Genomic DNA, 22,340 nt, shown 5'->3' with positions numbered 1-22,340 from the left:
ATGGCGCTTCACTTTGCGGCAGAGGAATATGCGGCCCGCCTTGCGCGGCTTACGGCGAGGATGCAGGAAGAGAAGCTCGACGCCCTGCTGCTCTTTGCCCAGGAGAGCATGTATTGGCTGACCGGATACGACACCTTCGGCTATTGCTTCTTCCAGACGCTGGTCGTCAAGAAGGACGGCTCGATGGTGCTGCTCACCCGCTCGGCCGACCTGCGCCAGGCCCGCCATACCTCAAATATAGAACGCATCGAGATCTGGGTGGACCGGGTCAACGCCGATCCGGCCATGGACCTCAAGAATCTCCTCAGCGAACTCGATCTTCTCGGCTGCCGCATCGGCGTCGAATACGACACCCATGGCATGACCGGCCGGACAGCCCGGCTTCTCGACCATCAACTCGCCAACTTCGGCGAAATGATCGATGCCTCGTTGCTTGTAAGCCGCCTTCGCCTGATCAAGAGCCCGGCGGAAATCGCCTATGTCGAAACGGCCGCGAGCCTCGCGGACGACGCGCTTGAGGCGGCCCTGCCGCTGATCCGCCCCGGCGGCAGCGAGGCCGATATTCTCGCGGCCATGCAGGGCGCGATCTTTGCCGGCGGCGGCGATTATCCGGCCAACGAGTTCATCATCGGCTCGGGTGCCGACGCCCTGCTCTGCCGCTACAAATCGGGCCGGCGCACACTCGACGCCAACGACCAGCTGACCCTCGAATGGGCGGGCGTCAGCGCCCATTACCATGCGGCGATGATGCGCACAGTTGTGATCGGCGAGCCGAGCAATCGCCACCGCGAGCTCTACAGCGCCTGCCGCGAGACGATCCAGGCGATAGAAATGGTGCTCCGGCCCGGCAATACTTTTGGCACTGTCTTCGACGTCCACGCCAGGATCATGGACGAACGCGGCCTCGCCCGCCACCGGCTGAACGCGTGCGGATATTCGCTCGGCGCGCGCTTTTCGCCCTCCTGGATGGAGCACCAGATGTTCCATGTCGGCAACCCCCAGGAGATCGAGTCGGACATGTCACTGTTCGTGCACATGATCATCATGGATTCAGACACCGGCACGGCCATGACCCTCGGCCAGACCTATCTTACGACACCGGATACGCCGCGCGCGCTCTCACGCTACGGACTGGACTTCATTTCTGCGTAAGAAAATCGGCCTATGATCCCCGCCCGAGACGGACGAACGGCGACGGTTTCATAGAACCGCCGCGAGCCGGAACGGGATGAGGAAGTGCGAAAGCGGTTTTCCGACCCATCCCGCTCCAACTGTAGAGTCGAGACGGACGGTGGGAACGATGCGTAAACCGATCATGCCTATCGCAAGCCTTGGTCTTGCAACAGCACTTGCAGCCTGCAACAGCACGGATGTGCTGATACCCCAGGTGGACGTGGGCGGAGGGACCTTCCGTTCCCCGCCGGTGACGCAATCCGATCTCGACACGATGTCCACACAAACGGCCATCGTTCCGATACAAAGCGTGCCGCCAAGCCGCACGGCCGCCTTCTCCGCACAGCCGAACGTCTCCAGCCCGCCGACGCAATATGTAACGGGCGACGCCACCTATACGGATCCAGCCGGCACGCTCGACGCCCAGGCAAACCGCCTCGCCCAAGGCGAAACGCCGATTCAGAATACAATGCCTCACGCCAACGCGATGCCTGATGCCACCGCGATGCCTGAAGCCGAGGAGGTCCGGCAGCAATCGGCGCCGGCTGAAACTGCCACTGCGACTCCGGAAGAGCCAGAGCAGGCCGCCGTGCCGCCCGCCGCGGCAACGTCCGGCTCGGGCGGCATTCGCTTCCTGCCGATCATCGGCGCACCGGTCCAGGCGGTGACCCCGCTTTCGAAGCAGCTCGGCGCCGATGCCCGCGCGCAGGGGCTGGCGATCAAAGGCTCCGGGGACGCGACCAGCGAGCATATCCTCAAGGGCTATTTTTCGGCGCTCAACGACGGCGGAAAAACGACGGTCGTCTATGTCTGGGACATTCTCGATGGCAGCGGCAACCGCCTGCACCGTATCCAGGGACAGGATACCGTCAGGAGCACCGCGGCCGAGCCCTGGAGCGCGATTCCGCCGGAAATCATGCAAGCAATCGCCACCAAAACGATCAGGGCCTATCTTGATTGGCGCCAATCTAAAGCGGGATGAGGAAAAGTGCGCGCGGTTTTCCGCCCGCATGCAGCTCCGACTTGCGAGAACCGATCACGATCTATGATCATGGGTCGGTCGACCCATAATCATCGTGATCTTGGCCTGATGACGCAAAGTTTTTAGGATAATGGCCTTTGCGCCGCAGCATTCCCACTTGCATTCGAGTTCAGGGGCGCTAAAAAGCGGCCGATCAGCTCTGAATAGCGGCCGTCCGTAAAGATTGCCCGCGATCGGAATGGCTCACGGATTTCGCGCGGAAAAAGCCGCCCCGGACTGCACCCGGACGGTGGCCGCGCCAGCTCAAGGCGGACCGTCAATGAAGGTTTTCGCAGGCAATTCGAACCGGCTGCTTGCCGAAGCGATCTGCAACTATCTAAATCTGCCCCTCGGCAAAGCCACAGTCAGGCGGTTCGCCGATCAGGAAATCTTCGTCGAAATAGGGGAAAACGTGCGCGGCGAGGATGTGTTCATCGTCCAGTCCACCTCCTTTCCCACCAACGATCACCTGATGGAACTGCTCATCATGATCGACGCGGTGCGCCGCTCTTCCGCCCGCCGCATCACCGCTGTTCTCCCCTATTTCGGCTACGCCCGACAGGACCGCAAACCCGGGCCGCGCACGCCGATCTCGGCCAAGCTGGTCGCCAACCTCATCACCAGGGCAGGCGCCGACCGCGTTCTCACCCTCGACCTTCACGCCGGCCAGATTCAGGGCTTCTTCGACATCCCGACCGACAATCTTTACGCCGTTCCGATCCTGGCGCGCGACGTCAAGGAGAACTACGACCTGAGGAACGTCATGGTCGTTTCCCCGGACGTCGGCGGCGTCGTGCGTGCGCGCGCACTTGCGAAGCGGCTCGACTGTCTGCTGGCGATCGTCGACAAGCGCCGCGATCGCCCCGGTGAATCGGAAGTCATGAACGTCATCGGCGATGTCAGCGGCAAGGACTGCATCCTGATCGACGACATCGTCGACTCGGGCGGCACGCTCTGCAACGCCGCCGAGGCACTTTTGAAGAATGGCGCCACCAGCGTCACCGCCTACATCACCCACGGCGTTCTCTCCGGCGGTGCGGTTACCCGTGTCGCCTCATCGATGCTGAAGGAACTGGTCATCACCGATTCCATCCAGCCGACCACCGCCGTCCAGTCCGCGCACAATATCCGCGTGATCTCGACCGCGGCTCTCATCGGCGAAGCGATCAGCCGCACCAGCCAGGAAGAGTCGGTTTCGAGCCTCTTCGACTGAGGTCGCCCAATCCGAACGTGAACCCGTTCAACGCCGGCGTCCCGAGGCGCCGGCGTTCTTGTTTCAGCTTATCGACTTTTCTCCAGCACCTGCACCACCGGCTCGTCGGCAAGATTGTCGATGAACCAGTTCGGATAGACCGCCGCTGGCATAGTGTCGGCATCGCGTGCCGCGCCCTCGCCTTCGTTCAACGCAAGCTCGGCGCCGCTAGGATCGTCTTTAAGCTGATGCCGCTTGGGCGCCGAGCGGCGTGCAGGGATCCTTCCTTGTGAACGACGTAGACGTCGACCCAATCGGTGCCGGGCGCTTCAGGATCCGGTCCACAGACCAGAGAATGTGGCGGCGAGAGAGTCCAGCCTGCGTCAGCGGCGTGCCGGTTCGATTTGGCAACAAAGATCGGACGCGCGGCGAAATAAAGCCCGTGCCCACAACCAAGCCTAAAGTCCACCAAGATTGACAATTTTGAGGCGTACACTGCATAGTTCGAGAAATTTCTGGATTTTAGATGTATAGGCGTATGTAAAATGGGAATTAGCTCTGGGAGGAAGAGTGATCGCCTCGCGATATTGATAGACGCCGATAATATTCGCCCGGACTTTGTACCACTTGTCATTCGCGAAGCGTCGGCTATCGGCACAGTCATCATCAAACGCGTTTACGGCAATTTTGGCTGTGCTGCGATGACAGGCTGGCAGCCGCTCGTGCATAAACATGCGCTGTCGCCGGTCCACGTCGTACCGGCTGCAAAGAGCAAGAACACCACCGATCTGAAGCTGGCGGTCGATGCAATGGATATCCTGCATCGACGGCAAGTCGACGGCTTCTGCATTGCGTCGAGCGACAGCGATTTCACCTCTCTCGCAGGTCGCATCCGAGAGGATGGTCTGCCCGTTTACGGCTTTGGGGAGAAGAAGGCGCCTGATCCCTATGTGAAAGCTTGCGATAAATTCTTTTATTGCGACCACCTTGTTCAGGAAACATCGGAGCAGAAGCTGAAGCTGCCTGAGGCAGAAATTCTCGCGACGATCAAGGAGGTAGCGCGAGGGGATGGCTGGGCCCACCTCAGCGCAGTCGGGACCGCACTCGGAAAACGGATATCGGGCTTCGATTCCCGAAATTACGGATACAAGAACCTCAATACGTTGATGAAAAGTATTTCGTCTCTGGAGTGTAAATCGAACGGTGAAAGCCCGGCCCGCGTAAGGCGGAAATGACTGGAGGGCCGCGCTATCTGCCCGTTACGGCGCAGGCCTCACCGCCGCCGAAGAGGCGCGAGCGCGTCAGGAAACGCTTCTCCCGACCGTTATCGAGCGAGAACATCCCGCCCCTGCCCGGCACGACATCGATGATGAGCTGGGTGTGCTTCCAGACCTCGTACTGGCTGGCGCTGATATAGACCGGCACGCCATCGATCTCACCGAGCCTCACATCATTGTCACCGACGATATATTCGCCGGCCGGATAACACATCGGCGAGGAGCCGTCGCAGCAGCCGCCCGATTGATGAAACAGGATATCCGGATGATCGCGCCGGATTTCGCGGATGAGGTCGATTGCCGCATCGGTCGCAAGCACGCGCGGCTCCTTTTCTTCATCCGTCATCACAGCCTCCAGCTTCACACCTACAGCGCCGCGCGTCCAATCGGACGCGCAGGGTCGCTGTAGCACTTTGAATTACTGCATGTTTTTGTTTTCAATCGGCAACGATTTAAAGAAACATGCGATAAACCAGCAAGCTCCCGATGAATGATCGGGAGCCCGCCGGGAGGACGCCGGCAAGGCCGGCGCGGGATCAGAAGAAGCCGAGCGCTTTCGGACTGTAGCTTACCAGCATGTTCTTGGTCTGCTGGTAATGGTCGAGCATCATCTTGTGCGTCTCGCGGCCGATGCCGGACTGCTTGTAGCCGCCAAAGGCGGCATGCGCCGGATAGGCATGGTAGCAATTCGTCCAGACGCGACCCGCCTGGATGGCGCGACCAAAGCGGTAGCAACGGTTGGCATCCCGGCTCCACACGCCGGCACCGAGGCCATAGAGCGTGTCATTGGCGATCTCCAGCGCCTCCGCCTCAGTCTTGAAGGTCGTCACCGAAACGACGGGTCCGAAGATCTCCTCCTGGAAGATCCGCATCCTGTTGTGCCCGTGGAACACGGTCGGTTTGACGTAGTACCCCTCGGAAAGTTCGCCTTCGAGCACGTTGCGCCCACCGCCGGTCAGCACCTCGGCGCCCTCCTCCTTGCCGATCTCGATATAGGCGAGGATTTTCTCGAGCTGCTCGCTCGACGCCTGTGCGCCGATCATTGTCGCCTGGTCGAGCGGGTTACCCTGGCGGATCGCCTCGACCCGCTTCAGCGCCCGCTCCATGAAACGGTCATAGACGCTTTCCTGGATCAGCGCGCGGCTCGGGCAGGTGCAGACCTCGCCTTGGTTAAGCGCAAACATCGCGAAACCTTCGAGCGCCTTGTCGAAATAGTCGTCGTCTTCGTTCAGCACATCGGCGAAGAAAATGTTCGGCGACTTGCCGCCGAGCTCGAGCGTGACCGGTATGAGGTTCTGGCTGGCGTATTGCATGATCAGCCGTCCGGTCGTCGTCTCGCCGGTGAAGGCAATCTTGGCGATGCGAGGGCTGGTGGCGAGCGGCTTGCCGGCTTCAAGGCCGAAGCCGTTGACGATGTTCAGCACGCCCGGCGGAAGGAGATCGCCGACGAGTTCCGTCCAGACAAGGATGGAGGCAGGCGTCTGTTCCGCCGGCTTCAACACCACGCAGTTCCCGGCCGCAAGCGCCGGCGCGAGCTTCCACGCGGCCATCAGGATCGGAAAGTTCCAGGGAATGATCTGGCCGACGACCCCGAGAGGCTCGTGAAAATGATAGGCAACCGTATCGTGGTCGACCTCGCCGATCGAGCCTTCCTGGGCCCGGATGCAGGCGGCGAAATAGCGAAAATGATCGATCGCCAGCGGAATGTCGGCGGCCATCGTCTCGCGGATCGGCTTGCCGTTGTCGAAGGTTTCCGCCCGCGCGAGAAGCTCGAGATTCTCCTCCATCCGATCGGCTATCTTCATCAGGATGTTGGAGCGCTCCGTCGTCGACGTCTGCCCCCACTTTTCCCGTGCCGCATGCGCCGCATCGAGCGCGGCTTCGATATCCGCGGCATCCGAGCGCGCGATCTGGCAAAGCGTGCCGCCGGTGACCGGTGTCGTGTTGTCGAAATAACGGCCCGCGACCGGCTCCCGCCATTCGCCGCCGATGAAGTTTCCGTATTTCTGCTTGTATGGGTTCTCGATGATCTTCTGATGCAGCATGATTTCCTCCCTTCGAACAGCAGTCCGATTGCTGTGCGAGGAAGGGTGCGGCCGAATGCGGATTTCCGATAGCCGGCCGCGGCAGCCGGCAGCGCGATCTGTTTCAGAATTGAGACACGTCGGCCAGCCTCGGCGTGCTGCAGCGCAGCAATGAGGCTCGAAAGCGCCCCTGATCCGGCCTGCCTGGCAGGCACCTTCTCCCGCAAGCGCGGGTGAAGGAGGAGTAAAACCTCCCAGTTCCCTCGCCCGACCTGCAGGAGGGGCCAGGCGACGCTGCTCAGTTGAGCGAAAGCCGCTTCATCTTGCGATAAAGCGTGGCGCGGCTGATGCCGAGCAGGTCGGCGGCCATCGAAACATTGCCATTGGCGCGCGAGAGCACGCGCCGCAAGGCCGCCCTCTCGGCATCCGGCAGTTCGCCGCCCTCACCTGGCGCGTCTTCCTGAAGCAGGTCGGACGCCGGAACGCCCGCGGCAATGCGCGCGTCGTCGAGGCCGAGCCGTTGCCGCGCGGCCCGAGTCGCGCCAAGGACGAGGTCGTCACGGTCGACCGCAAGCAGTGCCGGCCCTGCCCGATCGGCGGGCACGAGCACGATCCGGGCCCCGGCAAAGGCCCGCCGGAAAAGGTTCGCCTCGATCCGCGAGGCAGCGTCGCGCACGGCCTGGGAGAGGATCGACAGCGTTACCTCGGACGCATCGTCACGGCAGGTGGAAATATCGATCGCCGCCGCAAGGCGCCCGGCCTCGTCCCGGATCGGCGCGGTGGCGCAACTGAGGCCAATATTGCGGCTCAGGAAATGCTGATCGCGCTGGATGACGACGGCGCGCTCATCGGCGATTGCCGTGCCGATGCCATTCGTGCCGACGCTCGCCTCGCTCCACACGGTTCCCGACCAGAGACCGACATCGCGAAAATCGGCATCGTCGCCGACCGCGCCGCGGCGCTCGAGCGCGACGCCCTTGTCGTCCGTGAGCAGAAGGCAGCACCCGGCCCTACCGATCACAGCGAACAGCCGGTCGAGTTCTCCGGCCGCCTCCGCAATCAACACGCCGGAACGCTCGCGCGCCTGCCGGAATTCGCTTTCCGCGAGTCGCCAAGGCGTACGCGCCTCCTCTGGAGCCAACCCGTGAAGCGTCATGCAGCGGCGCCATGATGCTGCGACCGGCGAACTCGCCGCAGCCGACGATTGATGCGCAATCTTGTAGACGTGTTCGGTATGATCCCTGACAGCAGGCATCCGCCCCCTCCCTGAAAGCGTCCTCCGGCGGAGACAGGTTTGCCGGATCTCCGGTCGGCATACCTGCGGCTGGCGCACTATAGGCATCGATTGCGCAGCGGGTCCAGCCAGACGAAGGTCGCGCCATCGAATGCCTTCAGCCGGGCGGTATCGACATCGGCCTACAGCGCCCCGTCCTGTCAGACGCGCAAAGGACGCTGCAGCACTCAGAATTGCTGCATGTTTTTATCCTTGAACCAGCTACGATTTGAGGAAACATGCAGCAGGATATGCTACTTCACTTCGCGCCACGCCCCGCAACACCCGGTTGTCCACTATGCTTCGCGACTTTTCCCTTCAAAGCCTGTTCATGGGCCTGTTGATTGCCTTTGTCGGTTTTGCGAGCTCTTTCGCCGTCATCCTTAACGGACTTGCCGGCGTGGGCGCTACCGAAACCCAGGCCGCCTCCGGCCTGATGGCGCTGTCGATTTCGATGGGCGTGTGCGCGATCGTCATCAGCATGGTGACGCGGCTACCGGTCAGCATCGCCTGGTCGACGCCAGGTGCGGCATTGCTGGCGAGTTCGAGCGCCGTCGAGGGCGGCTTCAATGCCGCGGTCGGCGCCTTTCTCGTCTGCGGCGTGCTGATCGTCATTGCCGGGCTTTGGAAACCGCTGGGCAGGATGGTCTCTTCCATTCCTTCGGCCCTGGCGAATGCGATGCTTGCCGGCGTGCTCATCGGGCTGTGCTTCGCGCCGGTCAAGGCGATCGCCTTCAACCCTCTCTTCGGCCTGCCGATCGTTCTCGCCTGGGCACTGGTCGGCAGCGTCAACAAGCTCTATGCCGTTCCCGCCGCCCTTCTGGCCTTCGTCCTCGTTATCGCCTTCGGCATTGACATGCCCGACGGCACCTTTGCAAAGCTCTCGTCGGCCCTTGCGCCCAAGGCGGAATTCGTCTTCCCTGTTTTCAGCGCCGCCGCCATGGTCAGCATCGCCCTGCCGCTTTTCATTGTGACGATGGCGTCGCAGAACATTCCCGGCATCGCCGTGCTGAAGGTCAACGACTACCATCCCAATCCCGGTCCGCTGTTTGCAGCGACCGGCCTTTTTTCGATGCTGAGCGCGCCCTTCGGCGGCCACGCGGTCAATCTGGCGGCGATTACCGCGGCCATGTGCGCTGGCGTCGATTCCCACCCCGACCGTGCCCGCCGCTATTGGTCGGCGATCAATGCCGGCATTGCCTATATCCTCTTCGGGCTTCTCGCCGGCGCTGTCACAACCTTCGTCAGTCTTGCGCCGCCGGTGCTGATCGAGGCCGTCGCCGGTCTGGCGCTGGTCGGCGCCTTTGCAAGCTCGGCCATGGCCGCCTTCAGCGAAGCGCAGACGCGCGAAGCTGCCGCTATCACCTTTCTGGTAACAGCATCGGGTGTCGGTTTCGCTGGCGTCTCCGGCGCCTTCTGGGGCCTGATCGCCGGAGGCCTCATGCTCGCGCTCGCCCGGTTTTCCAAGCGAAAGGCGTGAACGGCCGCGCCTGCCTTGCATTTCCACCCATTCTCCGCTATGGACCCCGCGTCCGCGCAGACACCCTTGGAGGCAACGCGGATGAAGCTGCCATCAGCTTCAGGTTTCTCCGCTTCTTGACGGACAAACTCTCCAAATAACCAGAAAGGTCTATCCATGAGCCACGCAACTTACGAGCTCAAGGCCGAGACGCGCGAACGGGTTGGTAAGGGGTCCTCCCGTGAACTTCGCCGCAACGGTCTTATCCCGGCTGTCATCTATGGTGACAAGCAGCCCCCCCTTTCCATCGCGCTCTCCACCAAGGACGTGACGATGAAGATCCACGCCGGCGGTTTCATGACCACCGTCGCGATCATCGACGTCAACGGCGAGAAGATCCGCGTCCTGCCGAAGGACTACCAGCTGGATCCGGTCCGCGACTTCACCATGCACGTCGACTTCCTGCGCGTCTCCAAGGACAGCCAGGTTTCCGTTGCCATTCCGGTTCACTTCGAGAATGAAGAGAAGTCCCCGGGTCTGAAGCAGGGCGGCGTTCTCAACATCGTTCGCCACGATGTCGAGCTGAACGTTCCGGCCGACGACATTCCGGAATTCCTGACCGTGGACCTCACTGGCCTGAAGGCCGGCGAAACCATCCACATCTCCAACATCAAGCTGCCGAAGAACGCGACCCCGGTCATCACCGATCGCGATTTCACCATCGCGACGATCGCGGCTCCGGCCGGCGGCCTTCAGGAAGAAGGCGAAGAGGAAGAAGCCGAGGGCGAAGCAGAAGAATAATCTGCTTTTCGTCAATCGGCCGGCGACGGGCGCGGGACGCGGATCAGGGCTCATTCCTTGGGCCGGCCCGCCAGCCACGTCGACGCCTACATGACAAACCCGCTCCATGTCGCATGGGGCGGGTTTTTTCATTTCGGCCGGCGACCCACGGCTCATTTCCCGACGCCCGGACTTGGCCCTCATCAGAACGCATCATCGCCCCATGCAAGCCAGGTCTTCCCCGCACCATCATGAAATCTCGGCGTGCAGTTTCAGTAACATTTAAGGATTAGATGATGTCCTGCCGACCGGGGAGCCTATCGGTGGCAGTCGAAGAGAATTGACGATGAATGAAGTGGCAACGACTGCCGAGGGGGGCATGCGGTGATGCACTCGGTGGAAAACCGGTTTATTGCCATCATCTGCGGCGCGATGTTTGTATTCGTCGCTCCGTTGCTCGCACTCTTCCTCACGATATCGAGCGAACGTGTGGCGCGCGAGCGCCTGCAGAACATCGAGCTTCTGATGGAGGCAAGCGGCGAAGCGCTCGGCAAGCCGATCTGGGACTTCGATCAGCAAGGCATCGACCGCATCGCCCGATCCCTGATGAACGCCACCGAGATCCGCGCCGTTACCGTCCGCGACGCCGGCGGAAATATCCTTGCTCAACTCCCTGTGGGAGGCATCGCCGGCACGACCGCAAACCGCTCCTTGAAAACCGCTATCGCCTTTGACAGCATCGATGGTGTCAAGGAAGTCGGAGCGCTTGAGGTGGTCGTTCCGACTCCCGGCATCCTTTCGCGCTTCAGCAAGGACGAATGGACCGTCCTCGCCATCCTTCTTTTTGCAGTCACGATCGTCTTTGCGGCGGCCTTCGTCGGCAATCGTTTCACCGTGATCCGCCCGCTGATGCGGTTGACCGCCGCGATCGAGGCGACGCGGCGGCTGGGTTCGCGCCACCGGGTCGACTGGACCTCGGACGATGAAATGGGCGCGCTCGCCGCGAACTTCAACGAAATGCAGGATCGGCTGGAACGGGAGGAAACCGAACTCAAGATCGCGCATGATCGCGCAACCGAGATTTACAATCTCACGCCGGCGATGCTCTTCTCGCTCGACGCGGCAAACCGGCTGAGCGCTGTCAGCGACTATTGGCTGCTTGCGACGGGCTATGCCCGCGAAGAAGTCATCGGCCGGAATTTCACCGATTTCATCGACCCGCTGTGGCACGAAGCCTATCGCCTTCGCGCAAAGACGACCGCGATCGACAATGACAATATCAGTGAAGTGACGCTGCCGTTCCGCAAGGCCGACGGCGAGTTCATGACTGTCCTGATCCTCGAAACCGAAACGACCCATGGCGGCGAGCTCTCGCTGTCCGTCATGACCGATGTCACCGCGCTCAAGCAGGCGGAGAGCCGCAACCATGCCCAGGCGATCACCGATCACCTGACTGGACTGCTCAATCGCCAGGGCTTTGAAAGCGCTCTCGATGACGCGATCCGCAACGCCGACGCGTGCGGCATGCAGCTTGCCTGCCTGTTCATCGATCTCGATCGCTTCAAATGGATCAACGACAATTTCGGCCACGCCGCCGGCGACGCCGTTCTGCGCCGGACCGTCGAACTGATCCGCACGACGCTCGGTGCCGATGACGTGATGTCGAGGCTCGGCGGCGACGAGTTTGCCATTCTCGTTGCGGCGACGGATGTCGCCGCTCTCGCCAGCGAGATTGGCGAGCGCATCGTCGCCGCACTGCGCGAGCCGATGCCGATTGCCGGCAACGAGCTGTCGGTCAGCGCGAGTGTCGGCGTTTCCGTCTACCCGACCCATGCCGCAAACGCCTCCGACCTGCTCTTGAATGCGGACATGGCGATGTATGCGCGCAAGCGCGACGGCAAGAACGGCCTGCGAATCTTCGACGCCAGCATGCTCGACACTGCACGCGAGCGCCACGAGATCGAGCAATGCATAGAAGCCGGTCTGAAAGAGGATCGGTTCGAGGCCTGGCTGCAGCCGATCGTCGGTCTCGGCGATGGCCAGATTGTCGGCTTCGAAGCACTGATGCGGCTCGATCACCCGGAAAAAGGGCTGATGCCGCCCGGCAAGATCATCGGGATTGCCGAGGAGACGGGCACGATCGGCCGTATCGGCGACCGCGTGCTGGACAAGGCAATCCGCCATCTCGCCGCGATCTCCAAGCTGGACGGAACACAGAACACTTATCTGGCAATCAACTTCTCGCCGCTGCAGTTCGAGTTGTCCCTGCCCCATAAGCTCGCCGCCCTGCTGCTCAAGCATCATATTTCGCCGCAACGGATCGTCATCGAGATCACCGAGGCGGTGTTGATGCTCGACAATCCCGAGGTCCACGCCGTCCTGAAACAGCTCAACGAGTTCGGCTGCCGCATCGCGCTGGACGATTTCGGCACCGGTTATTCGTCGCTCAGCTATCTCAACCGTTTCCCCGTCGATATCGTCAAGGTCGACCAGTCCTTCACCCGATCGCTGAGTTCCGGGACCGCCGACGTCAGACGCAAGAGCCGCATGCTCATCAAGGGCATCCGCACCATTTCGCATCAGATGGGATGCACGGTTGTCGCCGAAGGCATCGAGACGAAGGAGCAATGGCAGCTTCTGCGCAAGCTCGGCGTGGATAATGGCCAGGGGTATCTCTTCAGCCGCCCCATGCCCATCGACGGCATGCTGGCCCTCCTGGAAAACGATTCAGAAGCCAAGGCGGCCAACCCGGCATAGTGCCGTCGAAAAGGAGAAATGGGCGTGAAGCATCTGATCCTGGCATTCCTCCTAGGTCTTTCCGCCACTGCCCGCGCCGAGACGATCCATTTCGTAACCGAGGAATATCCGCCCTACAACTTCTCGACCAGCAGCGGTCCGAACGGCGCGTCGGTCGAACAGATCGCGCTGATCATGGAGGCGGTCGATCTCCCTCACGATATCGAGTTCCTGCCTTGGGCGCGCGCCCTCGCCCTTGCCGAAAGCCAGCCTTTCCATTGCGTTTTCACCACCGGTCACGACGCCGAGCGACACGAGAACTTCAAATGGGTCGAGCCACTGCTCGTCGATCATATGATCCTGCTGCGACGCAAGGGTTCGGCAATCGCGCCGCAAACGATCGATGAGGCGACCCGGTTCGTCGTCGGAACACAGCGGGAGGATTTCTCCGCAACCTATCTGAAGTCGCATGGCTTCGAGCGGATCGACTATGCCGCCAATCTCGATTCCACAATGAAGAAGCTCGCCGCCGGGCGCATCGATCTGCTCATAACGTCGGAAAAGACCTTCGAGAGCATGCGGGCCGGCGGCAAACCGGTCGAGGCGGCACTGGTGCTCGAAGGCAAGCAGTACGGGATCGCCTGCCACCGGGACATGCCGGACGACATCGTTGCCCGCATGCAAGCCGAACTCGACCGCCTGATCGCCGACGGCACGCAGGACCGGATATTCGAACGCTACGGCCTGCGTCCGAACCGCATCGAGCAGGCGGCGAAATAAGGATTGACTTGCCGCGGCCTCAGTGATTTTGGGTTTGTCAGCGGGATTTGGATGCCCCTCAACCTAGCCGTCTCGCCGCTCGCAGGAGAGCGGACGAGAAGGGGCGCCGCTTGTCACTTCGCCCCGCTACTGCATGATTCCTTAAATCGGAATCGATTTAAGGACGCTGGCGGAAGCCCAAGGAGAATGGCGACATGCTGATTATCGCGGGACTTGGCAATCCAGGTTCGAAATATGCCGGCAACCGCCACAATATCGGCTTCATGGCCGTCGACGCCATACAGCGGCGCCCGAGCTTTTCCTCGTGGTCGAAGAAGTTCAAGGCGGAAATCTCCGAAGGCGAGATCGCCGGCGAGCGCGTGCTCCTGATGAAGCCGCAGACCTTCATGAACCTGTCGGGCGAAGCTGTGGGCGACGCCATGCGCTTCTATAAGCTCGGGCCGAAGGATATCGTCGTGATCTACGACGAGCTCGATCTTCCGGCGGGCAAGGCGCGGATCAAGACCGGCGGCGGCCATGGCGGCCACAACGGCATCAAATCGATCGACGCTCACTGCGGCAAGGACTATCGCCGCCTGCGTCTCGGCATCGGCCATCCGGGTGTGAAGGACCTGGTGCATGCCCATGTGCTCGGTGATTTCGCCAAGGCGGATCAGGTCTGGGTGTCACCGCTTCTCGACGCCATCGCCGATAATGCGGACATGCTGGTGAAGGGCGAGGATTCGCAACTCATGAACAAGATCGCGCTTGCGACCGGCGGCAAGGCGAGCGAGGAAAAGCCCCAGGCGGCGAAGAAGCAGGCCGCGCAATCCCATATTCACCAAGCCCGCAACGCCGCGCAACCGAAGAAGCTTCCCGCCACCGGACCGATGGCCGAGATGCTGAAGAAGATGTTCGGCTCGAAAGGCGATTAGATCCCGACCGGCTTTCAGATCAGGCAGCGTTGCTGCGTCATTCCTCCGGCTCGGTGGTGAACATCAGCGGATAGCCCGCTTCCTTGCCGAGATCGGTCGCCTCCTTGGCCTTGGTCTCGGCGATGTCCCTGGCGCAGACGACCACGACCGAAGTCCCGAATTTGTGTGCCGTCATCATCACCCTGTAGCCGGCTTCCTCGCTCATGCGGAACACGGCCTTGAGCACCACGACGACGAATTCGCGCGGCGTGTAGTCGTCGTTGACGAGCATTACCTTGTAGAGCTTCGGCCGCTCCAGTTTCGGCTTCGACTTGATCTTCGGTTTTGCGGCAACATCATTGTCACTCATCGGAATCCACCCGTTGATGACATGAAAAAAGGAACTACAGCGCCCGCGCGTCTTATAGGACGCGCAAAAGAACGCGGTAGCGCTTTGAACTGGTGCGTCTTTTGTCCTTAAATCGACAATGATTTAAGAACAAAAACATGCAGCAGGGTCGCTGAACAATATTGCGCGTCGGGCATCGGCATTCAAGGGAAAGCCGTGTCATAACGCGCAGAAGCGCGCGAAGACCTTGACCGCTCCTCTCCTTTATCCCATAGCCACCGCCAAGCAATTCCGAGAACGACAGGTTTCAGCCATGGGCTTCAAATGCGGTATCGTCGGGCTGCCGAATGTCGGCAAGTCCACACTTTTCAACGCGCTCACCAAGACCGCGGCAGCGCAAGCGGCAAACTATCCCTTCTGCACGATCGAGCCGAACACCGGTGAAGTTGCGGTCCCGGATCCGCGCATGCGCAAGCTCGCCGATATCGCGAAGTCGAAGGAAATCATCCCGACGCGCATCTCCTTCGTCGACATCGCCGGCCTTGTGCGCGGCGCATCCAAGGGCGAAGGTCTCGGCAACCAGTTCCTCGCCAATATTCGCGAGGTGGATGCCGTGGTGCACGTGCTGCGTTGTTTCGAGGACGACGACATCACCCATGTGGAAGGCCGCATCCACCCGGTTGCCGACGCCGAGACGATCGAGACTGAATTGATGCTTGCCGATCTCGAAAGCCTGGAGCGCCGTACGGAACAGACGCGCAAACGCGCCGTCGGCAAGGACAAGGATTCGATGGCGCAGCTTCCCGTAATGGAAGCCTCGTTGAAGCTCTTGCAGGAAGGCAAGCCGGTACGCACGCTCCTGTCGAAGCTCGACGCCGAAGAACTGCGCATCCTCCAGGGCCTCAACCTCCTCACCTCCCATCCCGTGCTCTACGTTTGCAACGTCGCGGAAAGCGACGCAGCTACCGGCAATGAACACACTCGCGCCGTTGCCGAAATGGCAAAGGCCCAAGGCGCCGAATCCGTTGTCATCTCGGCCGCGATCGAATCCGAAGTGGCGCAGCTGCCCGAAGAGGAAGCCAAGGAATTTCTTGCCGCGCTCGGCCTCGAGGAGGCTGGTCTCGACCGGCTGATCCGCGCCGGCTACAAGCTGCTGGACCTCATCACCTACTTCACGGTCGGCCCGAAGGAAACGCGCGCCTGGACCATCCCGCGCGGCACCAAGGCGCCGCAAGCCGCGGGCGTCATCCACACGGATTTCGAGCGGGGCTTTATCCGCGCGAACACCATCGCTTATGATGACTATATTTCGCTCGGCGGCGAAACCGGCGCGAAGGAAGCCGGCAAGGCGCGCGACGAAGGCAAGGAGTATGTCGTCCAGGACGGCGACGTCATCCATTTCCGCTTCAACACCTGATGCGGTGGCGGCTCTGCATGTAGCAGAGCCGCATAGCTAAACATCTCCGGCAGCGAGGGAGGCCGGCATGCTATATTTCGAGGATTTCACGCCAGGCCGGCGCTTCGACTATCAGCCGGTCGTAATGCAGGCGCCTGACATCATCGCCTTCGCCAGTGAGTTCGACCCGCAGCCGATGCATCTGGATGAGGAAGCCGGGAAGCGCAGCATTCTTGGCGGGCTCTCTGCCTCCGGCTGGCACACGAGCGCGATCGGCATGCGCATGATGATCGACGCCTTTCTTGGCGATTCCTCCTCTCAGGGTTCGCCCGGCATCGACTTCATGGATTGGAAGAAGCCGGTGCTCGCCGGCGATGTGCTGACAGGCTTCAGCGTAGTGCTCGGAGCGCGGCAATCGAATTCGAAACCTGGCGTCGGCATCGTCAAGTTCCGCAACGAGATCGACAACCAGACGGGCGAGGCGATCGCGGTTTCGGAATGTTCCGTGCTTTTCCGCCGCCGCGACTGGGGGCTGCGGCGATGATGACCTTGGGCGAAATCTACGCGGCCGGCCGAAAAACGGTGATCGGCAGTCTGACATTCTCAGCGGACGACATCATTCGCTTTGCACGCGACTTCGACCCGCAACCATTCCACCTCGACGAGGAGGACGCCAAGCACTCGCTGTTCGGCGGCCTTTGCGCTTCCGGTTGGCACACGAGCGCCGGCTGGATGCAATGCTTCGTGCGGTTCTGGAAGGATGAAATTCGACGCCTGGCGGCCGAAGGGCTGCATGCGCCGAAACTCGGCCCCTCACCCGGCTTTCGCGAATTAAAATGGCTGAAGCCGGTCTATGCCGGGGACACGATAACCTACGCGGTCACCTTTCTGGAGGCACGGGTCGTCGCGTCGAGACCGGGGTGGCGGATCAACACCATCTTCTGCGAGGGCGAGAACCAGCACGGCGAGACCGTCATCCAGTTCGAAAGTAAGGTTATCGAATTCACCTGAGATAGCGCGCGAAACCGCCGGGCGGTTAATGCCCTTCGAACTCGATCAGTGTGCGCACATTGACGCCGAGAGCTTCGAGTTTCCTGCGACCGCCGAGTTCGGGCAGATCTATGATGAAGCAGGCGGCCACAATGTCCGCCCCCATTTGCTTCAGAAGCTTGACGGCGCCTTCTGCGGTTCCGCCGGTGGCGATCAGGTCGTCGACCAGGATCACCTTCTCGCCCGGCTGGATCGCGTCCCTGTGCATTTCCATCTCGTCCACGCCGTATTCGAGGCTGTAGGCGATGCGGACGGTATCGTGCGGCAGCTTGCCCTTTTTTCGGATCGGGACGAAGCCGGCCGAAAGCTGGTGGGCGATCGCGCCGCCCAGGATGAAACCGCGCGCCTCGATGCCCGCGATCTTGTCCACCTTGGTGCCGGCATAGGGGTGGACAAGCTCGTCGATCGCCCGGCGGAAAGCCTTCGGATTGCCGAGCAAGGTCGTTATATCGCGAAACATGACGCTTGGCTTCGGGTAATCCGGAATGCTCCGGATGGCGGAAATCAGTTCCGATTGAACGGTCGCGGTCATGATGGGAAAACAGCCTCTGCGAGTCTCAATGAAGCCAAAGCCATAACATCAACGACGTGCAATTCTATAGAATTTTCTTCGCACTGCAGTCACAAGGCCGGGCTTCCCACCGCACCCGCGGCAATCCTTTGAAATCTCCGCAGGTGCGCGGGAACAATTTGGCTTGCCAGGTGTTGTGTTAAACTTGAATTTTGCAGGGCAGCCAATTGGGGCGTTACTGCACCAAAGCGCCGTGTGTTCAAATGAACGCACAAACGGACTTAGCACTTTGATTCTAGCGTCTTATCCGCTTTCAGTGGTTCCATGTGAAAGCGGGAGGCTCCAGGAGCCAGCAGCAAGAGGAAGGAGGAGGCCATGCGCCTGTTTGAATGCGGTTCGCTCGTCCCGGGTTGTGAATGGCACACCCGCGCTGACAATGATGCAGAAATCGTCCGTCGCGTTGTGGAACACATGCGCGTGACCCATGGCGAAACGACGATACGCGAGAACATGATCGACAATATCAAGGTTCGGATCGTCGACGAAAGCAAGGCCGCCTGACCGGAGCGGGGCAAGGCCGTCTTTGCCGCTTTCAGGTCGAGCGGGATGAGGAAAGGCAAACAGCAGTTCCCGCCATCCCTGATCACTTGGGCACCATCAACTCGAGCCGGGCCGCGAGCGCTGCCCGGTCGGGGGCGAAATTGCGCTCGATCCAGAAATTTTCGAGTTCGGAAAGCACTTCCCCGACTTTCGGGCCGGCCGGAACGCCGGCCTTCAGGACATCGGCGCCGGTCAAGGGAAATGCCGGGCGATGCCACTTCTCCGCGCGCGACAGTAGCCGCTGAAGCGCCGCGGTTTCAGAAAGAAGCGACGGATCGTTTTCGGACAGACGGCGCGCGGACGCCAGGGAGAGCCGCAGGCGAGTGGTAATCCCCTCGACGCCATGCCGGTAAAGCTGGCGGTCGAGAGCCGCATCCGCAAGCGTCGCGGGGACTGCTGGAGCGCCCGCAAAGCGTGCAAAATAAGCTGCCTCCGCCTTCGACAAGCGCAGGCGCGCTGCCATGGCCGCAAGCCGTTCCGAATCCGGGGGGACGATCGCCGCCAACCTCAGCAGCGGATCCGGCTTCCAGGAAAAGGCCTTCTCGGCGGCAATCAGGCCGGGAATGGTATCGATACCCCATTTCTCGGTTTCCGGCAGGATTTCGGTGAGCACGCCTGCCTGGCGCATCCACAGGAGCGCGCGGCCTGGATCGTCGGCGGCAAGCAATTTCTTCGTCTCGGACCAGACCCGTTCCGCCGAAAGCGTGGAGAGCTTTGCGCGCGCCTGAGCACACGCCTTGAGCCCGTCGGCGTCCGGACGGCCGGCGCCGTAATAGGCGAAGAAACGGAAGAAACGCAGAATGCGCAGATAATCCTCCCGGACGCGCTCGGCGGCATCGCCGATGAACCGCAATGTCTGGCTCTCTATGTCGGCGAGGCCGCCGACATAATCGAAGACCTTACCGTCGCTGTCCGCATAGAGGGCATTGATCGTGAAGTCGCGGCGCTCCGCATCCGCCCGCCAATCGGTCCCGAAGGCCACTTCGGCGCGGCGCCCGTCCGTTGCGACATCGCGGCGAAGCGTCGTCACTTCATAGGGCGTTCCGTCGATAACGAGCGTGATCGTTCCATGGTCGACGCCGGTCGGCACGACCTTGATACCCGCAGCCTTCGCCCGTTCGGCAACGTCCTCCGGCCGCCAGGTGGTCGCCATGTCGACGTCGCCGGCAGGCAGACCCATGAGGCTGTTGCGGATCGCGCCGCCGACAACGCGCACCTCGCGACCATCGGCGTTCAGAACATCGAAAACGCGCCGGAGCGAAGGAGCCTGAAACCAGGCCTCAGCGGCAACGGAAGTCATGCATAAAGCCTTTCATAGAGCATGCGGACGATGCCCGCCGTAATCCCCCAGATATTCCGTTCGCCATAGGGCATGCGATAGAACTGCCGCTCCGCGCCCTGCCAATGGCTGCGCCCGCGCCCGTGATTGACGGGGTTCATCAGGAAGGAGAGCGGCACTTCGAAGACGCTTTCCACCTCTTCCGGATTGGGCATGAGCTCGAATCCAGGCTGCACCACCGCGAGCACCGGTGTGATGCGGAAGCCCGACATGGCCATATAATGCGGCAGACGGCCGATCGTCTCGACGAAGCGGGGATCAAGGCCGATCTCTTCCTGGGCTTCGCGCAGGGCCGCAACTTCGATGGACCGGTCTTCGGGATCAACGGCCCCGCCCGGAAAGGCGACCTGACCCGAGTGCTTGCGCAATGTCGAGGTGCGCTGCGTGAAGATGACGCTCGCATCCTCGCCGTCGTCGACCACGGGGACGAGCACCGCCGCATCTTTCAGATGCAGGGACTCGAGATAGGGAACGATACCCGGATTAAGCAAAAAATCGCCGTGATCGCGCCAGGACGTCTCAATCGGCCCGCCCGTCTGGGTAAGCGCCCGGCGGCGAAACTCGTCGGCGGAATAGGGATGATTTGTCATTGCGACAGGGCTTCCAGTTCAGCCGCCGGCATGATCGGAAACACCGCGCCGGCCGACTTTACGCAGAACATATCGATGCCGTCGATCTCGACCGTTTCGCCCAGTTCGACAAGGTCGTACATGACGGGCCTCGATACGAGCGCCTCAAGTCGCCCACGCACGTGGAGATAGGGCTTCAGCTCGCGATTTTCGCCGTGGACGACGAAGTGCAGCGAATGCTCCGGCCCCGCCTCCACGACGTCGCCGACATTGGTGCGGAACGTCAGGACATTTCCGCCTTCCTTGGAAGTAACGTTCATTTCGACGGCGATGAACGGGGCATCGGCGACGCGGATACCGACCTTTTCCACCGGCGTAACCAGATAGGTCTTGCCGTCCTCGTCCTTGCGCAGGACGGTGGAAAACAATCGGACGAGTGGCTGACGGCCGATCGGCGTGCCCATGTAGAACCAGGTTCCATCGCCACGGATTTCCATGTCGATATCGCCGCAAAACGGCGGATTCCAACGGTCTACCGGCGGCAGTCCCTTCGCTTCACCGCCCCTTTCGCCCGCGGCGCGGGCGATCAGCGCGGCAAGGCCCGCCGCGTCGCCCGTTTGCTGAATCTTGGCCTCTGCCATCGTTCTGTCCTGTTTGGTCCCGATCTTGCTTCTGAAGCATAACGCGTTCAGACGACGTGCGAGGGATGCGCCAGCCTTCGGTTTTGGGCATTCCGTCCGCATCGATGAGAATGCGGGATGCACGGCGAGCGTCCTGCAAGCTCACGACATAGTGCGTTGGCGCCGGCTTGTCAGCCGTCCGCCAGGGTCTAAATTGAAAAACAGGAACTGAATACTGCGCAATGGCTGATTCGGTTCAGCAGCGACGATCGGAGAGAATGGCGATGAGTGTTATGAAAAGCGCGGTCGATGCGGCCGACGAGAAGGCGATCGTCGCGGCCGCGGAAGCCGCGCTTGGGGAGATCGCGCTTATACGCGCCGAAGTCGGCAAGGTGATCTTCGGTCAGGAAAGCGTGGTCGAGCAGACGCTGCTTGCCGTGCTGTCCGGCGGTCATGCACTGCTTGTCGGCGTACCGGGCCTCGCCAAGACCAAGCTCGTCGCCACCCTCGGTACAGTCCTCGGGCTCGACAACAGCCGGATCCAGTTCACACCCGACCTGATGCCATCAGATATTCTCGGCTCCGAGGTGATGGATCAGGACGCGGCGGGCTACCGATCGTTCCGGTTCATCCCCGGCCCGATCTTCACGCAGCTGCTGATGGCGGACGAGATCAACCGTGCGTCGCCGCGAACCCAATCGGCACTGTTGCAGGCCATGCAGGAATATCACATCACCGTCGCCGGCGCCCGCAAGGACCTGCCCCAGCCATTCCATGTGCTGGCGACCCAAAACCCGCTCGAGCAGGAGGGAACATACCCGCTCCCAGAGGCGCAGCTCGACCGTTTCCTGATGCAGGTCGATGTCGGCTACCCCGAGCTTGGGGCCGAACGGCAAATCCTGCTGGAGACGACCGGCGTGGTCGAGACCGAGGCCCGGCCGGTGATCGACGCACAGCGCCTCCTGCAGATCCAGAGCCTGATCCGCCAGATGCCGGTCGGCGAAAAGGTGGTCGATGCCATCCTGTCGCTCGTGCGTTCCGCCCGCCCCGGCAACGGCAATTCGACGACCGACAAGAATGTCGCCTGGGGGCCCGGTCCGCGTGCGGGCCAGGCGCTGATGCTGTGTGCTCGGGCGCGGGCGCTTTATGACGGCCGGCTGGCGCCTTCTGTCGACGATATTCTGGCGCTTGCCGAACCCGTGCTGCAGCACCGCATGGCGCTCACCTTCGCGGCCCGTGCGGAGGGCATGACCGTGCGCGACGTCATCGCCGGCCTGGTGAAACGAGCCAAGGGTTAA

General features: G+C 61.6%; 23 protein-coding genes. 14 read left to right on the top strand and 9 right to left on the bottom strand.

Annotation, left to right across the window (positions count from 1 at the left end):
• The 3 genes from ILFOPFJJ_RS05915 to ILFOPFJJ_RS05905 all read left to right on the top strand — a co-directional run bounded on the left by ILFOPFJJ_RS05915 (position 1) and on the right by ILFOPFJJ_RS05905 (position 3,407).
• A complete protein-coding gene (locus ILFOPFJJ_RS05915) occupies positions 1-1,152 on the top strand; it encodes a M24 family metallopeptidase (RefSeq protein ID WP_173509599.1) in 1,152 nt (383 codons plus the stop codon).
• Between the two features lie 148 nt (positions 1,153-1,300).
• The gene (locus ILFOPFJJ_RS05910; RefSeq protein ID WP_173509598.1) at positions 1,301-2,155 is read left to right on the top strand and encodes a hypothetical protein; all 855 of its coding nucleotides are present in this window, start codon (positions 1,301-1,303) and stop codon (positions 2,153-2,155) included.
• Positions 2,156-2,474: 319 nt separating this feature from the next.
• The gene (locus ILFOPFJJ_RS05905; protein ID WP_173509597.1) at positions 2,475-3,407 is read left to right on the top strand and encodes a ribose-phosphate pyrophosphokinase; all 933 of its coding nucleotides are present in this window, start codon (positions 2,475-2,477) and stop codon (positions 3,405-3,407) included.
• A gap of 68 nt (positions 3,408-3,475) precedes the next feature.
• On the opposite strand, the gene ILFOPFJJ_RS35950 is transcribed toward ILFOPFJJ_RS05905, so the two are convergent.
• A complete protein-coding gene (locus tag ILFOPFJJ_RS35950) occupies positions 3,476-3,598 on the bottom strand; it encodes a hypothetical protein (protein WP_282438547.1) in 123 nt (40 codons plus the stop codon).
• 333 nt (positions 3,599-3,931) lie between these two features.
• Here ILFOPFJJ_RS35950 and ILFOPFJJ_RS05900 point away from each other — a divergent pair, with 333 nt between their 5' ends.
• Positions 3,932-4,621, top strand: a complete 690-nt coding sequence (locus tag ILFOPFJJ_RS05900) for an NYN domain-containing protein (RefSeq protein WP_173509596.1) — start codon at positions 3,932-3,934, stop codon at positions 4,619-4,621.
• A 13-nt stretch (positions 4,622-4,634) separates the two neighbouring features.
• On the opposite strand, the gene ILFOPFJJ_RS05895 is transcribed toward ILFOPFJJ_RS05900, so the two are convergent.
• From ILFOPFJJ_RS05895 to ILFOPFJJ_RS05885, 3 genes are all read right to left on the bottom strand, one after another.
• Positions 4,635-5,009 carry a DUF779 domain-containing protein gene (locus ILFOPFJJ_RS05895; RefSeq protein WP_173509595.1) on the bottom strand — a complete coding sequence of 125 codons (375 nt, stop codon included), beginning with the start codon at positions 5,007-5,009 and terminating at the stop codon, positions 4,635-4,637.
• A gap of 190 nt (positions 5,010-5,199) precedes the next feature.
• Entirely contained in the window at positions 5,200-6,708 is a 1,509-nt protein-coding gene (gene adh, locus ILFOPFJJ_RS05890; RefSeq protein ID WP_173509594.1) for an aldehyde dehydrogenase, read from the bottom strand.
• A 277-nt stretch (positions 6,709-6,985) separates the two neighbouring features.
• Positions 6,986-7,942, bottom strand: coding sequence for a helix-turn-helix domain-containing protein (locus tag ILFOPFJJ_RS05885; protein ID WP_173509593.1), 957 nt, complete (start codon positions 7,940-7,942; stop codon positions 6,986-6,988).
• A gap of 316 nt (positions 7,943-8,258) precedes the next feature.
• Between ILFOPFJJ_RS05885 and ILFOPFJJ_RS05880 the strand changes: the two genes are divergently transcribed.
• From ILFOPFJJ_RS05880 to pth, 5 genes are all read left to right on the top strand, one after another.
• Complete coding sequence (locus ILFOPFJJ_RS05880; RefSeq protein WP_173509592.1) at positions 8,259-9,440, top strand: benzoate/H(+) symporter BenE family transporter; 1,182 nt, start codon at positions 8,259-8,261, stop codon at positions 9,438-9,440.
• A gap of 156 nt (positions 9,441-9,596) precedes the next feature.
• Positions 9,597-10,220, top strand: coding sequence for a 50S ribosomal protein L25/general stress protein Ctc (locus tag ILFOPFJJ_RS05875; RefSeq protein WP_173509591.1), 624 nt, complete (start codon positions 9,597-9,599; stop codon positions 10,218-10,220).
• A gap of 363 nt (positions 10,221-10,583) precedes the next feature.
• Complete coding sequence (locus ILFOPFJJ_RS05870; RefSeq protein WP_173509590.1) at positions 10,584-12,956, top strand: putative bifunctional diguanylate cyclase/phosphodiesterase; 2,373 nt, start codon at positions 10,584-10,586, stop codon at positions 12,954-12,956.
• Positions 12,957-12,980: 24 nt separating this feature from the next.
• On the top strand, positions 12,981-13,715 hold the full coding sequence (locus tag ILFOPFJJ_RS05865) for a substrate-binding periplasmic protein (RefSeq protein WP_173509589.1): 735 nt from the start codon (positions 12,981-12,983) through the stop codon (positions 13,713-13,715).
• Positions 13,716-13,909: 194 nt separating this feature from the next.
• Complete coding sequence (pth, locus tag ILFOPFJJ_RS05860; protein ID WP_173509588.1) at positions 13,910-14,629, top strand: aminoacyl-tRNA hydrolase; 720 nt, start codon at positions 13,910-13,912, stop codon at positions 14,627-14,629.
• A gap of 37 nt (positions 14,630-14,666) precedes the next feature.
• Here pth and clpS read toward each other — a convergent pair whose 3' ends face one another.
• Complete coding sequence (clpS, locus tag ILFOPFJJ_RS05855) at positions 14,667-14,978, bottom strand: ATP-dependent Clp protease adapter ClpS (RefSeq protein ID WP_173509587.1); 312 nt, start codon at positions 14,976-14,978, stop codon at positions 14,667-14,669.
• Between the two features lie 292 nt (positions 14,979-15,270).
• Here clpS and ychF point away from each other — a divergent pair, with 292 nt between their 5' ends.
• The 3 genes from ychF (at position 15,271) to ILFOPFJJ_RS05840 (ending at position 17,364) form a co-directional block, all read left to right on the top strand.
• Positions 15,271-16,374, top strand: coding sequence for a redox-regulated ATPase YchF (gene ychF / locus ILFOPFJJ_RS05850; RefSeq protein ID WP_173509586.1), 1,104 nt, complete (start codon positions 15,271-15,273; stop codon positions 16,372-16,374).
• Positions 16,375-16,441: 67 nt separating this feature from the next.
• Positions 16,442-16,897 (top strand): MaoC family dehydratase, encoded by a 456-nt coding sequence (locus ILFOPFJJ_RS05845; protein WP_173509585.1) that lies wholly within the window; start codon positions 16,442-16,444, stop codon positions 16,895-16,897.
• Positions 16,894-17,364, top strand: coding sequence for a MaoC family dehydratase (locus ILFOPFJJ_RS05840; RefSeq protein WP_173509584.1), 471 nt, complete (start codon positions 16,894-16,896; stop codon positions 17,362-17,364). Before ILFOPFJJ_RS05845 ends, ILFOPFJJ_RS05840 begins: the two co-directional genes overlap by 4 nt.
• A gap of 25 nt (positions 17,365-17,389) precedes the next feature.
• On the opposite strand, the gene ILFOPFJJ_RS05835 is transcribed toward ILFOPFJJ_RS05840, so the two are convergent.
• Positions 17,390-17,935 (bottom strand): adenine phosphoribosyltransferase, encoded by a 546-nt coding sequence (locus tag ILFOPFJJ_RS05835; protein WP_173509583.1) that lies wholly within the window; start codon positions 17,933-17,935, stop codon positions 17,390-17,392.
• Positions 17,936-18,289: 354 nt separating this feature from the next.
• Here ILFOPFJJ_RS05835 and ILFOPFJJ_RS05830 point away from each other — a divergent pair, with 354 nt between their 5' ends.
• Complete coding sequence (locus ILFOPFJJ_RS05830; RefSeq protein ID WP_173509582.1) at positions 18,290-18,475, top strand: DUF1059 domain-containing protein; 186 nt, start codon at positions 18,290-18,292, stop codon at positions 18,473-18,475.
• 82 nt (positions 18,476-18,557) lie between these two features.
• On the opposite strand, the gene ILFOPFJJ_RS05825 is transcribed toward ILFOPFJJ_RS05830, so the two are convergent.
• From ILFOPFJJ_RS05825 to ILFOPFJJ_RS05815, 3 genes are read right to left on the bottom strand one after another with little or no spacing between them, the layout of a single operon-like run.
• Positions 18,558-19,814, bottom strand: a complete 1,257-nt coding sequence (locus ILFOPFJJ_RS05825; protein WP_173509581.1) for a CCA tRNA nucleotidyltransferase — start codon at positions 19,812-19,814, stop codon at positions 18,558-18,560.
• Positions 19,811-20,443 carry a CoA pyrophosphatase gene (locus ILFOPFJJ_RS05820; protein ID WP_173509580.1) on the bottom strand — a complete coding sequence of 211 codons (633 nt, stop codon included), beginning with the start codon at positions 20,441-20,443 and terminating at the stop codon, positions 19,811-19,813. Before ILFOPFJJ_RS05820 ends, ILFOPFJJ_RS05825 begins: the two co-directional genes overlap by 4 nt.
• A complete protein-coding gene (locus tag ILFOPFJJ_RS05815; RefSeq protein WP_173509579.1) occupies positions 20,440-21,063 on the bottom strand; it encodes a DUF1285 domain-containing protein in 624 nt (207 codons plus the stop codon). The genes ILFOPFJJ_RS05820 and ILFOPFJJ_RS05815 overlap by 4 nt, the downstream gene beginning before the upstream one ends.
• Positions 21,064-21,326: 263 nt before the next feature.
• On the opposite strand from ILFOPFJJ_RS05815, the gene ILFOPFJJ_RS05810 reads away from it, so the two are divergent.
• Positions 21,327-22,340, top strand: a complete 1,014-nt coding sequence (locus tag ILFOPFJJ_RS05810) for an AAA family ATPase (protein WP_173509578.1) — start codon at positions 21,327-21,329, stop codon at positions 22,338-22,340.

The sequence above is a fragment of the Sinorhizobium psoraleae genome, assembly GCF_013283645.1.
Classification (GTDB): domain Bacteria; phylum Pseudomonadota; class Alphaproteobacteria; order Rhizobiales; family Rhizobiaceae; genus Sinorhizobium; species Sinorhizobium psoraleae.
Note: the sequence above shows the minus strand (reverse complement) of the source record. Positions and strands in the feature narration are given on the sequence as shown.